This is a genomic window from Williamsia deligens, from assembly GCF_024171765.1.
Taxonomy (GTDB): domain Bacteria; phylum Actinomycetota; class Actinomycetes; order Mycobacteriales; family Mycobacteriaceae; genus Williamsia_A; species Williamsia_A deligens.
Window position 1 is genome coordinate 1,596,383 of record NZ_JAMTCI010000001.1, and the last position, 14,329, is coordinate 1,610,711.

Sequence of the window (14,329 nt, forward strand, 5' to 3'; positions counted from 1 at the left end):
CGGGAGAGGAAGTCCGGCAATGCAACTCGGTTTGATCGGTCTCGGAAAGATGGGCGCCAACATGCGGCGCCGGATCGCGGACGCGGGTCACGAGGTGGTCGGCTTCGACCCGCGGCCCGAGGTGAGCGATGTCGGCTCGCTGGAGGATCTCGTCGCCGGCCTGGCAGCTCCCCGCGTGGTGTGGGTGATGGTCCCGTCGGGCGCACCCACCCGGGAGACCGTGGAGAAGCTCCGCGACATCCTCGAGCCCGGTGACCTGGTCATCGACGGCGGCAACTCGCGGTACACCGACGACGCCCCGCACGCGGAGATGTTGTCCGCCAAGGGGATCGGTTACATCGACTGTGGTGTCTCGGGTGGTGTGTGGGGGCTGGAGAACGGCTACGGCCTGATGGCCGGCGGGTCGGCCGAGGACGTCGAGAAGGCGATGCCGATATTCGACGCGCTGCGCCCTCCCGGCGATCGGGCGGACGGGTTCGTCCACGCCGGTCCTGTGGGCGCCGGGCACTACGCGAAGATGGTCCACAACGGCATCGAGTACGGCCTGATGCACGCCTACGGCGAGGGCTACGAACTGCTCTCGGCCGAACCGTTGATCGACGACGTCGCCGGGACGCTGCGCGCATGGACGCACGGCACGGTGATCCGGTCGTGGCTGCTGGACCTGCTCGTCGCCGCTCTCGCCGACGATCCGGGTCTGGCTGAGATCTCCGACTACACCACCGATTCGGGTGAGGGGCGGTGGACCGTCGAGGAGGCCATCCGTCACTCGGTGCCTGCCAACGTCATCTCGGCGGCGTTGTTCGCACGGTTCGCGTCGCGCCAGGAGTCCGGTTCGCCCACCCTCAAGGCCGTCTCGGCGTTGCGCCAGCAGTTCGGCGGCCACGCGGTCAAGCGCGCCGGCGAGTCCTGACCGCCGCCGGTCCCACGGTCCTGTCCTGTGTTCGTCCGTTCCCTGCGCCTGCGTGACTTCCGCTCCTGGCGGGAGCTCGAGGTCGACCTCGGACCCGGAGCGACAGTGGTGGTGGGACGCAACGGATTCGGCAAGACGAATCTCGTCGAGGCCCTGAACTACCTCGCCACGTTGCGGTCGCATCGGGTCAGCTCCGACGCGGCCCTGGTCCGTACCGCGAAGGATGCGGCATCGGTGTCGGCGACAGTGGTCAACGCCGGTCGACAACTCACCGTCGACGTCACCATCACCCCGGGGCGGGCGAACAAGGCGGCGGTCAACGGTGCACCGTCGCGCCGCGCGCGGGATGTGGTCGGGATCCTGCGGTCGGTGATGTTCGCGCCCGAGGACCTCTCGTTGGTGCGGGGGGAGCCGGCCGAGAGACGCCGCCTCACAGACGAACTCGCGGCGCTCTCCGGCCCGGCCATGGTCGCCGCGCGGTCGGATTACGACCGCGTGCTGCGTCAACGGTCGGCGCTGCTGAAGACCGCGGCGGCCGCCATGCGGTCCGGCGGGTCGTCGGCGGAGTCGGTGATCAGCACCCTGGACGTGTGGGACACACAGCTCGCGCAGTTCGGCGCCGTCGTCACCGCCGGCCGTCTCGACGTGGTCCGTCGGCTGCGTCCGCATTTCTCAGCGGAGTACGCGACTCTCGCGCCGCATTCACGACCAGTCGATCTGCGCTACCGACCGGCGGTGGGGGAGGAGATCGTCCCCGCCGACGCACCCGCCGACATCGAGTTCATCGAGGCGACGCTTCTGACGCGTCTGGCGGAGGCGCGGCGCAAGGAGATCGACCGTGGCGTCTGTCTGGTCGGTCCGCACCGCGACGATCTCGACATCACCCTCGACGGTCAGGTGGCGAAGGGGTTCGCCAGTCACGGGGAGTCGTGGTCGCTGGCCCTGGCCCTGCGGTTGGGATCGGTCCAGTTGATCCGTGACGACGGCGCCGAGCCCGTGGTGTTCCTCGATGACGTCTTCGCGGAACTCGACGCGTCGCGGCGGGCAGCGCTCGCAACGTTCGCGGAATCGGTGGAGCAGGTGATCATCACCGCCGCGGTCGGCGACGACATCCCGGGTGCGGTCGGTGGGCGGCGGCTGGCTGTCGGGGTCCGGGACAACGATGGCGCCCGGGAGTCGTATCTGCTGGGCGAAACCCCGACGACAGGGGAGGTGGCGCATGCCTGACGAGAAGGATCCGTCGCGGTCGGACGGACACGAACTGGCCCGACGCGCCCTCGACGACGCGCGGGAGGCGGCGAAAGCCGCGGGCAAGGCCGTGGGGCAGGGGCGCGCCTCGACCCCGGCTGTCCGGCGGGGCCGTCGACGGTGGTCCAGCGCCGGACCGGACGGACGGGACCCCCAGCCGTTCGGGCGCGCGGCCGGCGCCTTGGCGAAGTCACGGGGCTGGCAACCCAAACTCGGTGAAGGTCAGATCTTCGGGGCCTGGGACGGCATCGTCGGCGAGGACATCGCGGCGCACGCACAACCGACAGAACTGCGCGACCGTGTCCTGTCGGTGACGGCGGAGTCGACGGCGTGGGCGACCCAACTGCGGCTGGTCCAGCGCGACATCCTGTCCAAGATCGCCGCCGCGGTGGGTCGCGACGTCGTGGTGTCACTCCGCATCACCGGACCGCGTGCGCCGTCCTGGCGCAAGGGCACCCGCACCGTCCCGGGCCGCGGCCCGCGCGACACATACGGGTAGATCGCCGACCGATCACCGTCCGACCGCGGCGAGCGGGGAACCGGCCGGCCGCGCGGTGCGTCCAAGGGACATCACCAGCGCCCCGGGACGGCGTTCTGACCCGCTCGACGTCAAGCGCCCCTGGTTTTCGGCGAGAAAATCGGTCTGAGGGCGCGTCAGGCAGGCTGCAGAGCCGTTTCCGTACAGGTGAGGCAGTAGTATGGAGCGGTACTGCCCCGGCATGGGGCACAGGCGTGTGCGAGCAGATCGACCAGCCCGGATCCCCACCTCTCGTGTGGGGCATCGGCGAGGACAAGGAGCGGACCCCACTCGTGGCGGACACCAACGGCACCAGCAAGACGAACCGATCGCCGAAGAAGGCCGGCAGCGACTACGGCGCCGACTCCATCAGCATCCTCGAAGGGCTCGAAGCCGTCCGGAAGCGCCCCGGCATGTACATCGGGTCGACCGGTGAACGCGGTCTCCACCACCTGATCTGGGAGGTCGTGGACAACTCCGTCGACGAGGCGATGGCCGGGTTCGCCAGCCAGGTCGACGTGACCATCCTCCCGGACGGGGGAGTCCAGGTCGTCGACGACGGCCGCGGGATCCCCACCGACATGCACAGGACCGGTGTGCCGACCGTCGAGGTCGTCATGACCCAGCTGCACGCGGGCGGCAAGTTCGACTCGGACTCGTATGCGGTGTCCGGTGGTCTGCACGGCGTCGGCATCTCCGTCGTCAACGCGCTGTCGACGAAGGTCGAGTTGGACATCGACTACGGCGGCCATCACTGGACGCAGACCTATGACCACGCCGTGCCCGGACCCCTGCAGAAGGGCGCCGCCACCAAGCGCACCGGTACCACCGTGCGCTTCTGGTCGGACCCGGACATCTTCGAGACCACCGAGTACAACTTCGAGACCATCGCGCGTCGGCTGCAGGAGATGGCGTTCCTCAACAAGGGGCTCACCATCACCCTCACCGATCAGCGACCGAAGGTCGTCAACGACGTCGACGACGTCGAGCAGGCCGAGAAGATCGTCCAGTCCGCGGAGGCGGTGTCCGACGACGAGGCCGAACTCGCCGACGGCGACGCAGCTGCGGTGGAGCCCGGTCCCGACACGGAGAAGAAGGATCCCGGCAAGCCCCGTACCCGGACTTACCACTACCCGGGTGGCCTCGAGGACTACGTCGCCCACCTCAACCGGACGAAGAGCCCGATCCACGCGTCCATCGTCGGCTTCACGGCCAAGGGCACCGGTCACGAGATCGAGGTCGCGATGCAGTGGAACGGCGGCTACTCCGAGTCGGTGCACACCTTCGCCAACACCATCAACACGCACGAGGGCGGAACGCACGAGGAGGGGTTCCGCGCTGCACTGACCAGCACGGTCAACAAGTACGCCCTCGACAAGAAGCTCCTCAAGGACAAGGACCCCAAACTCACCGGCGACGACATCCGCGAGGGGCTCGCGGCGGTCATCTCGGTGAAGGTCGGGGACCCGCAGTTCGAGGGACAGACCAAGACGAAGCTCGGCAACACCGAGGTGAAGAGCTTCGTGCAGAAGGTCGCCAACGAGCACCTGTCGCACTGGCTCGAGTCGAACCCCGCCGAGGCCAAGATCATCATCAACAAGGCCGTGGGCTCCGCGCAGGCCCGGCTCGCCGCGCGCAAGGCCCGAGAGTTGGTGCGACGCAAGAGCGCCACCGACATCGGCGGTCTGCCCGGCAAGTTGGCGGACTGCCGGAGCAACGACCCCGCCAAGTGCGAGGTCTACATCGTCGAGGGTGACTCGGCCGGCGGTTCCGCGAAGTCCGGTCGCGACTCGATGTACCAGGCGATCCTGCCGATCCGCGGCAAGATCATCAACGTCGAGAAGGCCCGCATCGACCGCGTCCTCAAGAACGCCGAGGTCCAGTCGATCATCACCGCGTTCGGCACCGGCATCCACGACGAGTTCGACCTCACGAAGCTGCGGTACCACAAGATCGTGCTGATGGCCGACGCCGACGTCGACGGGCAGCACATCTCGACGCTGCTGCTGACCCTGCTGTTCCGGTTCATGCGGCCCCTGGTCGAGCACGGTCACGTCTACCTGGCGCAGCCGCCGCTGTACAAGCTGAAGTGGCAGAAGGGCGCAGAGCCGGAGTTCGCCTACTCCGACCGCGAGCGCGACGGACTGCTCGAGGCCGGGCGGGCCGCAGGCAAGAAGATCAACCCCGACGACGGCATCCAGCGCTACAAGGGTCTCGGCGAGATGAACGCGAAGGAGCTGTGGGAGACCACCATGGACCCCGAGGTCCGTGTCCTCCGCCAGGTCACCCTCGACGATGCCGCCGCCGCCGACGAACTGTTCAGCGTGCTGATGGGCGAGGACGTCGTCGCACGTCGCAGCTTCATCGCCCGCAACGCCAAGGACGTCCGTTTCCTCGACGTGTGACGGCCCCGCTCGTTTCACGTGAAACACGGCGCCTGACAACGAAAGTGATCTGATGACCGACACCACCCTGCCGCCGGGCGGCACCACCGACGACTCCGGCGGCGACCGGATCGAACCGGTCGACATCCAGCAGGAGATGCAGCGCAGCTACATCGACTACGCGATGAGCGTCATCGTCGGTCGCGCGCTGCCCGAGGTCCGTGACGGACTAAAGCCCGTCCACCGACGGCTGCTCTACGCGATGGGGGACGCGGGGTTCCGCCCCGACCGCAGCTACGTCAAGTGCGCAAAGCCCGTCGCCGAGACGATGGGCAACTACCACCCGCACGGTGACACCGCCATCTACGACGCCCTCGTGCGTCTCGCGCAGCCGTGGTCGATGCGGTACCCGCTCGTCGACGGCCAGGGGAACTTCGGCTCCCGGGGCGACGACGGCGCCGCCGCGATGCGCTACACCGAGGCCCGCCTCACGCCGCTGGCGATGGAGATGCTGCGAGACATCGACGAGGAGACCGTCGATCTCACGCCCAACTACGACGGCAAGACGCAGGAACCGACGGTCCTGCCGAGCCGCATCCCGAACCTGCTGATCAACGGCTCGGGCGGCATCGCGGTCGGCATGGCCACCAACATCCCGCCGCACAACCTCACCGAGGTCGCCGACGCGGTGTTCTGGGCGCTCGACAACCACGAGGCCGACGAGGAGACCACCCTCGCCGCCTGCATGGAGCGGATCAAGGGCCCCGACTTCCCGACGGCCGGCCTCATCGTCGGCAGCACCGGGATCGGGGAGGCGTACACCACCGGGCGCGGCAGCATCCGGATGCGCGGCGTCGTCGACGTCGAGGAGTCGCGCACCGGCGCCACCACGCTGGTGATCACGGAGCTGCCGTACCAGGTCAACCCCGACCGCATGATCGTGTCGATCGCCGAGCAGGTCAACGACGGCAAGCTCAAGGGGATCAGCAAGATCGAGGACCAGTCCTCGGACCGTGTCGGCATGCGCATCGTCGTCACGCTCAAGCGCGACGCCGTGGCCAAGGTCGTGCTGAACAACCTCTACAAGCACAGCCAGCTGCAGACGAGCTTCGGCGTCAACATGCTGTCCATCGTCGACGGCGTGCCGCGCACCCTGCGGCTGGACCAGATGATCCGTCACTACGTGGCTCACCAGCTCGACGTCATCATCCGACGGACGCGGTACCGCCTGCGCAAGGCCGAGGAACGCGCCCATCTGCTGCGTGGTCTGGTCAAGGCGCTCGACGCCCTCGACGAGGTCATCGCCCTCATCCGCGCCTCGGCCAACACCGAGGAGGCCCGCACGGGCCTGATGGATCTCCTCGACGTCGACCAGATCCAGGCCGAGCACATCCTCGCGATGCAGCTCCGTCGGCTCTCGGCGATGGAGCGGCAGAAGATCATCGACGACCTCGCCGAGATCGAGCGCGAGATCGCCGACTACAAGGACATCCTCGACAAGCCGGAGCGCCAGCGGGCGATCGTCCGCGACGAACTCCGTGAGGTCGTCGACAAGTTCGGCGACGAGCGACGGACGCAGATCGTCGCGGCCGACGGCGACGTCACCGACGAGGACCTCATCGCCCGTGAGGACGTGGTCGTCACGATCACCGAGACCGGGTACGCCAAGCGCACGAAGACCGACCTCTACCGCAGCCAGAAGCGCGGCGGCAAGGGTGTGCAGGGTGCCGGCCTCAAGCAGGACGACATCGTCGCGCACTTCTTCGTGTGCTCGACGCACGACTGGATCCTGTTCTTCACCACGAAGGGTCGCGTGTACCGGGCCAAGGCGTACGAGCTGCCGGAGGCGAATCGCACGGCACGCGGCCAGCACGTCGCGAACCTGCTGGCCTTCCAGCCCGAGGAGCGCATCGCCCAGGTCATCCAGATCAAGAGCTACGAGGACGCGCCCTACCTCGTGCTCGCCACACGCAACGGGCTCGTCAAGAAGTCACGTCTCACCGACTTCGACTCGGCCCGCTCCGGCGGCATCATCGCGGTGAACCTCCGCGGCGAGGACGAGCTCGTCGGCGCCCGACTGTGCAGCTCCGACGACGACCTGCTCCTGGTGTCCAAGCGGGGACAGTCGATCCGGTTCTCCGCGACCGACGAGGCCCTGCGTCCCATGGGCCGGCAGACGTCGGGTGTTCAAGGCATGCGGTTCAACGACGACGACCAGCTGTTGTCGCTGAACGTCGTCGCCGACGACAACTACCTGCTGGTGGCCACCGCAGGTGGGTACGCCAAGCGGACGGCCATGACCGACTACCCGGTGCAGGGTCGCGGCGGCAAGGGTGTCCTGACGATCCAGTACGACCGTCGCCGCGGTGATCTCGTCGGCGCGCTCATCGTCGACGACCGCTCGGAGCTGTACGCCATCACCTCGGGTGGCGGCGTGATCCGTACTCTGGCCAAGCAGGTGCGCAAGGCAGGTCGTCAGACGAAGGGCGTCCGCCTGATGAACCTCGACGAGGGCACTACCCTCTTGGCCATCGCCCGCAACGCCGACGAGCCCGACGAGGTCGAGTGACCGAGCACCCCGATCGACAGGAGCGCACGTGAGCACACCCCGCGAGCCCGAGGGACAGCGTCCCGGTCCGGGATCGTCCGTGCAGGACCGTGAGGAGTCGGGCGAGCAGGGGCAGCGCTCCAACCCGGGGACGGGTCCCGGGGGCGTGCCCCCGTGGCAGCGGGTCGGCGGTCCTCCGTCCTCGCCCGTCGGTCCGCCCGCATCGGGTGGGACCCAGACAGGCGGACCCCAGCAGGCTGGACCCCAGAACGGTGGGACCCCGAACGGTGGACCCCAGAACGGTGGATCCCAGCAGGCCGGCGATCAGCAGGGCCAGACCCCGCCGCCGCGTCCCAAGCGGCCACTCGTGACCGGGAGCGCGGCACCGAAGCCGCCCGGCCAGGACGCGACCACCCGCACACCGGTCGCGAAGCTCGACGCCGACGGGGGAGTGCCCCAGGGCGACACGACCGACTCCTCGTCGACCCCCCGCGGTCGGAACTCGTTGACCGGCAAGATCATCGACGGTCCGACGCGCAACATCGGACGCAACCAGGTTCCCGAGGACCTGCCCGATCTCGACGCCATCCACCATCCGGCGACCGCACCCTCGGGCGCTCGGTCGGTGGAGTCCGTCCCGGCCGCACACCGGGGTCCGCTGCGCGCCGCCGTGCAGCTGCGCCGGATCGACCCGTGGTCGACGTTCAAGGTGTCGGCGGTCCTCGCGATCGCGCTCTTCCTCATCTGGATGATCGCGATCGGCGTGCTCTACGTGATCCTCGACGGCATGGGTGTGTGGGACCAGATCAACAACTCGTTCGGTCAGCTGGTCTCCAGCGACAACACCACCGAGTCGTCGTTCGAGATCACCGCGGGCACGGTCTTCGGGGTGGCGGCCGGTGTGGGTGCGCTCTACGTCATCGTCTTCACGGCGTTGACCACCGTCGGGGCGTTCATCTACAACATGAGTTCCGACCTCGTGGGTGGCGTCGAGGTCACCCTCGCGGATCGGGACTGACGGGCGTTTTGTCGCCGATCCCGGTGATCCGGTAGCCTTCGTCAGGTTGACCGGCGACGGTCCGCGGGCCTATAGCTCAGGCGGTTAGAGCGCTTCGCTGATAACGAAGAGGTCGGAGGTTCAAGTCCTCCTAGGCCCACAGGAGAGGACGGATCCGCGATGAGGATCGCAGTTCTCGCCGGTGTCACCACCGCGGTCGTCGTCATCGCGCTGATCGCCGAGTCGCGACGCAACACCCAGGTGTGGCACACCCTCCCGAACAACCGGATCTGATCCGGGACGGGGCCTTAGCTCAGTTGGTAGAGCGCTGCCTTTGCAAGGCAGATGTCAGGAGTTCGAATCTCCTAGGCTCCACTCACATCCGCTGCCGGACCCCGAACGGCACGCGTGGCCGAACCGGTACCCGGTCGTGTCCGGCGCATCACCTGCCGGCGCCGACACGACGATAATTTCCTCAGGTGACCACCTCACTCGCACGGCGGATGTCGGTGACCGGCGTCGTGGCCCTCGTCCTGGGGGCGTGTCTGCCCGGGACTGCGTCCGCCGCCGACGGGGGGACACCAGCGGACATCCTGGCCGCGGTCCTGCGTCAGCCGTTCGCCGACACCAGCGTCTGGAACACACCGATCGGTTCCGGTGCGCGGTACGTCCCCGCCGGGCTGCCCCGCGTCCCCCGGGGCGACGTGTGGGCGCCGATGCCACAGGACGACGGCAACCACCTGATCTTCACCCCCGACGCACCCCTCACCGCGGTCCACCAGAGCGGTGCCGGGTGGACCGGCCGGAGTCGCTGCCCGGCCACGGGTCCGACGCTCTTCTCGGCACCCATCCCGCGCGACTACGTCGTCCCCTCCAGCAACGAGAACGAGGGCGCCGCCGTCCTGATGGCCGACAAGCGGACGGTGCGGCTCGTCACCCCGCTGGCACGCTGCTCCGTCGGCGGCCCGGCCACGGCGATGGACAGCAGCGGTCCGGTCGACATCTACGGTGACGGGCTGTCCACGCGTCCCGGCGGCGCCGGACTGACCGGCAATCCCGGCGGGGTGCTCCGTCTGGGTGACCTCGCGCCCGGCCCGGCCACCGGGCCGCGACACGCGTTGCGGATCCTCGTCGACACCGCCCAGGTGCTGTTCCGCTGCCGGACGGATGCGCAGTGCTCCCGCTGGCCCGCGGCCACATCCGACCGGGGATCGGTGGGCGGTTACGGGACGATCGGGAACAACAGGAACACCGCGATGCGGATGGGTTCGCTGCTTGCCATCCCCGCGGACATCGACCTCGCCCGCCTGGGACTGGAGACCGATCCGGGCCGGCAACTGGCGTGGACGATGCAGAACTTCGGTGCCTACATCGCCGACTCGACGGGCGGTGCGTCGTTCGGGTTCGTCACCGAGCGCGGCCCGCAGGGCTCGTTCGCCGACACCTTCCGCCGAGAGCACGGGTTCCCGTTCGCCCAGCGGGTCCGGGACAACACACCATGGTCGAGGGACGTGCAACGCATCATGGTCGCCCTCGCCGTCGTCGACGACAACGGGCCGACCTCGATCGGCGGTGGCGGGACACCCCGCGTCGCGCGGGCGGACCTGCCCGGTCGCTGAGAAGCGGACGAGCGGTCAGGAACCCTGGCCGGCGATGGCCAGGTAGACGACCAGGCACAGCAGTGCCGCGACCAGATACGAGTAGCCGATCCACAGCGCCGCCTGGGCGAGCTGACGTCCGTACTGCTTGGTGCGGCGGATCTGACCGCTCGCCACATGGCCGCAGATGATGCCGATGATCGCGGTCACCCCGAGGAACGACAGGATCAGCGCGACGATCGACAGCCGGTTGGTCGAGGCACGTGGCGCAGCGGTCATCGAGCTCGATTCCGGGACGTCGACGGCGCCGTCGTCCGTGGGGCGTTCCGTGGAACGCTCGGCGAGGACTGACCTGTCGGGTGGGTAGACGGTGGTCGGACGGTCATCGGGTTCGGGTCCCCGCGCCGGACGCTGCTGCGAGTAGGCGAGCGCACCGCTGTCGGCGGTACGCGGACCCGTCGACTGGCGGGGGACGTTCGTCGTCGGAGGCGCACCGGGCGGCGCCGCGTGAGCACCGGAGGGCGGACCCGACGGTCGCCCGGGGTGGGTCATCGGCGGCCGACCCGGCGGCGGGCCCTGGCGACGCAGGGGCGCCGAACGGTCGCCGGGCGGGCGGGTCGTACCCCCGGCGGCAGGTCGCGGCGCGGGGTGGTCGTCGGGATGCACGCCTACAAGTTACTCGGCGCCCGAGCTCACTCGGGCCCCGTCGCGCCGCCCGCGGGGTCCGAGGTGGGTATGTCCTCGACGCGCGGCGGTGCGGGCGCGACAGGCGGCGGGGTGCGACGTCCGCCGCGCAGTGCGATCGCCACACCACCGGCGGCGGCCACGACACCACCGATGCCCAGGACGGTGACCACGGTGCGGGCAGACGGGCGACGGCGACGACGGCGGCTGGGCCGGGCCGGCGTCGGGCCCTGCTCCGCCGACGCCTTGCGCGCGGCGCGAGCGCGGAGCAGACCCCGCGCGGCGAGCAGTCGGACCGGCGCCGACCACGGCGTCACGACGCCCAGGGCCGCGGTGGTGACGGTGGTGGCTCTCGACATGGGGCTGCTCTCCGATCGTCGGCCGCCGAGGGCACGGCGGCATCTGGGCCTCAGCCTGCCAGGTGGCACCATGGGGTGCGTGAGCACACCACAGAAGACCGCGACCGCGACCCTGCACACCAACCGGGGCGACATCGTCATCGACCTCTTCGGCAACCACGCGCCGAAGACCGTCGAGAACTTCACCGGCCTCGCGACCGGCGAGAAGGAGTACAGCCAGCCGAACGCGTCCGGCGGTGACTCCGGCCCGTTCTACGACGGCGCCATCTTCCACCGCGTGATCGACGGGTTCATGCTGCAGGGCGGTGACCCGACGGGCACCGGCACGGGCGGCCCGGGCTACCAGTTCGGTGACGAGTTCCACCCCGAGTTGCAGTTCGACCAGCCCTACCTGCTCGCGATGGCCAACGCGGGCCCCGGCACCAACGGCTCGCAGTTCTTCATCACGGTCACGAAGACCCCGCACCTGAACCGCAAGCACACGATCTTCGGTGTCGTCGCCGACGCCGAGTCGCGGGCCGTGGTCGACGCGATCGCCACCACCAGCACCGACCGCCGCGACAAGCCGCTCGACGACGTGATCATCGAGAAGATCGAGATCAGCTGAACCAGCCCCACCCGCCGCCACCGTCCGCGCCGCGGACGGTGTGCGCGCGGCACCCCGACCGCCCGACCGGGCTCTCGTGCACCCGGTGCGGGCGTCCGGCCTGCCCGGAATGCCTGACCCCGGCGGCGGTCGGTCAGCACTGCGTCGACTGCGTGCGACAGGCCCGGGGGTCGACACCCCGCGCGGTCACGATCGGCACGACCCGACCCCGGGCGACGTACGCCCTCATCGCGGTGAACGTCGTCGTCTTCGTCCTGACCGCGCTGCAGGCACACGGCGTCGGCAACGTCGGTCCGGGTGACTCGCGCGCCTTCTACGACGGAGTCCTCTTCGGGCCGTTCGTGGGCCAGGGCGAGGTGTGGCGCATCGTCACCTCGGGGTTCCTGCACTACTCGCTGATCCACATCGGCCTGAACATGCTGACGCTCTACATCCTGGGCCGCGATCTCGAGAGTGCCCTGGGCACGGCACGTTTCGTCGGTGTCTACGCGGTCGCACTGCTCGGTGGCAGCGCCGCGGTCCTGACGTTCAGCCCGATGGCAGCCGCCGCCGGCGCATCGGGCGCCATCTACGGCGTCATGGGCGGACTGCTCGTCGCGGTGATCCGCGCGAAGATCCCCCCGGGCCAGATCATCGGCCTGATCGTCATCAACATCGTCATCTCGGTGACGATCCCCAACATCTCCCTCTGGGCCCATCTCGGCGGTCTCGTGTTCGGCGCCGCCGCCACCGCGGGCATCCTGCTGCTCCCGGGACTGGTCCTCGGGGCACGCAACCGCACCGCGCGCACCGTCTCCCGCGTGGGCTGGGCGAGCGTCGGGACGCTCGCCGTCCTCGCGATCGCGATCTCGCTGCTGGTCAGCGGCTGACCCGACTCACAGACCGACGGAGGTCACCGGCTGACGGTGAACCCCGCGGCCTCGAGCGCGTCGACGACGTCGTCGGGGTGGGCACCGAGATCCCACCGGCCCATCACCACCAGACGGTCGTCGGGGAAGTCGAACTCCAGCGTGGGCACCTTGCGACCCAGACGAGCGGTCGCGACGACACGGATCCGGTCGATCTGCGCGGGGGTGTGATGGGAGACCCCGCGCACCGTCCGCAGTGACACCTCACCCGGCACGACGACGAGTCGGGGACGGACGACCAAGGCGACGACCCCGGTGGCGATCAGCAGGACAGCGGCGACGCCCATGATGACGGTGCCCCCGGGATCCGAGAGCGACGCGACGGCCCCCGCTGCGAGCACGATCCCGCCGACGACGAGTGCAGCGCCGGCCACCCGCGGTGTCGACCAGGTGCTCCGTGCACCGTCGACAGAGTTGTCCACAGGAGTTATCCCCAGTGGGGATGAATGACACACATGTCATTCCCCAGGTTGGGGATGGTTCGGGTGGTCAGCGCCACCGCATCGTCATCAGCAGGCCGGTGATCATGAAGCCGAAGCCGATGAGGAAGTTCCACGCGCCGAGCGCGTACATCCAGTGCAGGATCTTCCCGTCGGCGCCGAGGCTGCTCGGGGTGGCGACGAGGTAGAAGACGATCAGCCAGGCGAGCCCGATGAGCATCAGCCCGAGCATGGCCCCGACATAGATCTGACTCGACGGGCCGACCTTGACCTTGACCGGCGTACGACTCGCCGGGTTGATGGTGTAGTCGGTCCGCTTCCGGACTTTGGATTTCGGCATCTCTTCCTCACTGTGAACTACTCGGCTCCACGGTATCCCACCTGCGGCGCAGCGCGTACGGTGTGCCGGATGAGCACGGACGCGCCCTCGGTTCTGGTCGTCGACAACTACGACAGCTTCGTCTACAACCTCGTGCAGTACCTCGGCCAGCTCGGAGTGCACGCGACGGTGTGGCGCAACGACGACCCGCGTCTGGCCGATCTCGACGCCGTCGTCGCCGACTTCGACGCCGTCCTGCTCAGTCCCGGCCCCGGGACCCCGCAGCGGGCGGGTGCCACCATGCCACTCGTCGACGCCGCGGCACGATCCGGGACGCCGCTGCTCGGTGTGTGTCTGGGCCACCAGGCGATCGGTGCGGCGTTCGGTGCCACGGTCGACCGCGCGCCGGAGCTGTTGCACGGCAAGACCTCGACGGTCCACCACGACGGCGACGGCGTGCTGGCCGGACTGGCGGACCCGTTCGTCGCGACGCGCTACCACTCGCTGACGGTGATCCCCGAGACCATCCCCGACGAGCTCGTCGTCACCGGTCGGACAGAGAACGGCATCGTCATGGCCATGCGTCACCGCGAGCTGCCGATCCACGGCGTCCAGTTCCATCCCGAGAGCGTGCTCACCCAGGGCGGGCACCGCATGTTGGCGAACTGGCTGCGGCTTGCCGGCTACGACGTCCCCGAGGTGACCGTCGCCGAGCTCGAGCGGGCCATGGAGTCCGCGATCGCCCCGGTCGCCTGAGAACGACAGTGGCCCGACCGGCAGTCGCCTGACGGCGACAGGCGCCTGAGG

The 14,329-nt window shown here is 69.3% G+C and carries 14 protein-coding genes and 2 tRNA genes; 12 read left to right on the forward strand and 4 right to left on the reverse strand.

The features are described from left to right. The first annotated feature begins 19 nt into the window (after window positions 1-19). The 9 genes from gnd (at window position 20) to LX14_RS07820 (ending at window position 10,226) form a co-directional block, all read left to right on the forward strand. On the forward strand, window positions 20-913 hold the full coding sequence (gene gnd, locus LX14_RS07780) for a phosphogluconate dehydrogenase (NAD(+)-dependent, decarboxylating) (protein ID WP_253646660.1): 894 nt from the start codon (window positions 20-22) through the stop codon (window positions 911-913). Between the two features lie 27 nt (window positions 914-940). After that, a complete protein-coding gene (gene recF, locus LX14_RS07785; RefSeq protein WP_253646661.1) occupies window positions 941-2,140 on the forward strand; it encodes a DNA replication/repair protein RecF in 1,200 nt (399 codons plus the stop codon). Then, complete coding sequence (locus LX14_RS07790) at window positions 2,133-2,660, forward strand: DUF721 family protein (RefSeq protein WP_253646662.1); 528 nt, start codon at window positions 2,133-2,135, stop codon at window positions 2,658-2,660. Before recF ends, LX14_RS07790 begins: the two co-directional genes overlap by 8 nt. A 311-nt stretch (window positions 2,661-2,971) precedes the next feature. After that, window positions 2,972-5,083: a DNA topoisomerase (ATP-hydrolyzing) subunit B gene (gyrB, locus tag LX14_RS07795; protein WP_308214114.1), complete on the forward strand. Its 2,112-nt coding sequence runs from the start codon at window positions 2,972-2,974 to the stop codon at window positions 5,081-5,083. 52 nt (window positions 5,084-5,135) lie between these two features. Then, window positions 5,136-7,631 (forward strand): DNA gyrase subunit A, encoded by a 2,496-nt coding sequence (gyrA, locus tag LX14_RS07800; RefSeq protein ID WP_253646663.1) that lies wholly within the window; start codon window positions 5,136-5,138, stop codon window positions 7,629-7,631. A gap of 28 nt (window positions 7,632-7,659) precedes the next feature. Further along, entirely contained in the window at window positions 7,660-8,628 is a 969-nt protein-coding gene (locus LX14_RS20930; protein ID WP_253646664.1) for a DUF3566 domain-containing protein, read from the forward strand. Between the two features lie 65 nt (window positions 8,629-8,693). Beyond that, window positions 8,694-8,767, forward strand: a tRNA-Ile gene (locus LX14_RS07810). A 142-nt stretch (window positions 8,768-8,909) separates the two neighbouring features. Beyond that, window positions 8,910-8,982 (forward strand) — tRNA-Ala (locus LX14_RS07815). Between the two features lie 104 nt (window positions 8,983-9,086). Next, window positions 9,087-10,226 (forward strand): hypothetical protein, encoded by a 1,140-nt coding sequence (locus tag LX14_RS07820; protein WP_253646665.1) that lies wholly within the window; start codon window positions 9,087-9,089, stop codon window positions 10,224-10,226. 15 nt (window positions 10,227-10,241) lie between these two features. Here LX14_RS07820 and LX14_RS07825 read toward each other — a convergent pair whose 3' ends face one another. Together LX14_RS07825 and LX14_RS07830 are read right to left on the reverse strand one after the other, a co-directional pair. Continuing rightward, complete coding sequence (locus tag LX14_RS07825; RefSeq protein WP_253646666.1) at window positions 10,242-10,757, reverse strand: DUF4190 domain-containing protein; 516 nt, start codon at window positions 10,755-10,757, stop codon at window positions 10,242-10,244. A 140-nt stretch (window positions 10,758-10,897) separates the two neighbouring features. Next, window positions 10,898-11,248 carry a hypothetical protein gene (locus LX14_RS07830; protein WP_253646667.1) on the reverse strand — a complete coding sequence of 117 codons (351 nt, stop codon included), beginning with the start codon at window positions 11,246-11,248 and terminating at the stop codon, window positions 10,898-10,900. Between the two features lie 70 nt (window positions 11,249-11,318). On the opposite strand from LX14_RS07830, the gene LX14_RS07835 reads away from it, so the two are divergent. Together LX14_RS07835 and LX14_RS07840 are read left to right on the forward strand one after the other, a co-directional pair. Further along, window positions 11,319-11,855, forward strand: coding sequence for a peptidylprolyl isomerase (locus LX14_RS07835; protein WP_253647932.1), 537 nt, complete (start codon window positions 11,319-11,321; stop codon window positions 11,853-11,855). A 38-nt stretch (window positions 11,856-11,893) separates the two neighbouring features. Further along, window positions 11,894-12,724 (forward strand): rhomboid family intramembrane serine protease, encoded by an 831-nt coding sequence (locus LX14_RS07840; protein WP_253646668.1) that lies wholly within the window; start codon window positions 11,894-11,896, stop codon window positions 12,722-12,724. Window positions 12,725-12,747: 23 nt separating this feature from the next. Here LX14_RS07840 and LX14_RS07845 read toward each other — a convergent pair whose 3' ends face one another. Further along, window positions 12,748-13,137, reverse strand: coding sequence for a PH domain-containing protein (locus LX14_RS07845; RefSeq protein ID WP_253646669.1), 390 nt, complete (start codon window positions 13,135-13,137; stop codon window positions 12,748-12,750). A 115-nt stretch (window positions 13,138-13,252) separates the two neighbouring features. Then, entirely contained in the window at window positions 13,253-13,543 is a 291-nt protein-coding gene (crgA, locus tag LX14_RS07850) for a cell division protein CrgA (RefSeq protein ID WP_253646670.1), read from the reverse strand. A 69-nt stretch (window positions 13,544-13,612) separates the two neighbouring features. Here crgA and LX14_RS07855 point away from each other — a divergent pair, with 69 nt between their 5' ends. Continuing rightward, window positions 13,613-14,278: an aminodeoxychorismate/anthranilate synthase component II gene (locus tag LX14_RS07855; protein WP_253646671.1), complete on the forward strand. Its 666-nt coding sequence runs from the start codon at window positions 13,613-13,615 to the stop codon at window positions 14,276-14,278. Window positions 14,279-14,329 lie beyond the last annotated feature (51 nt).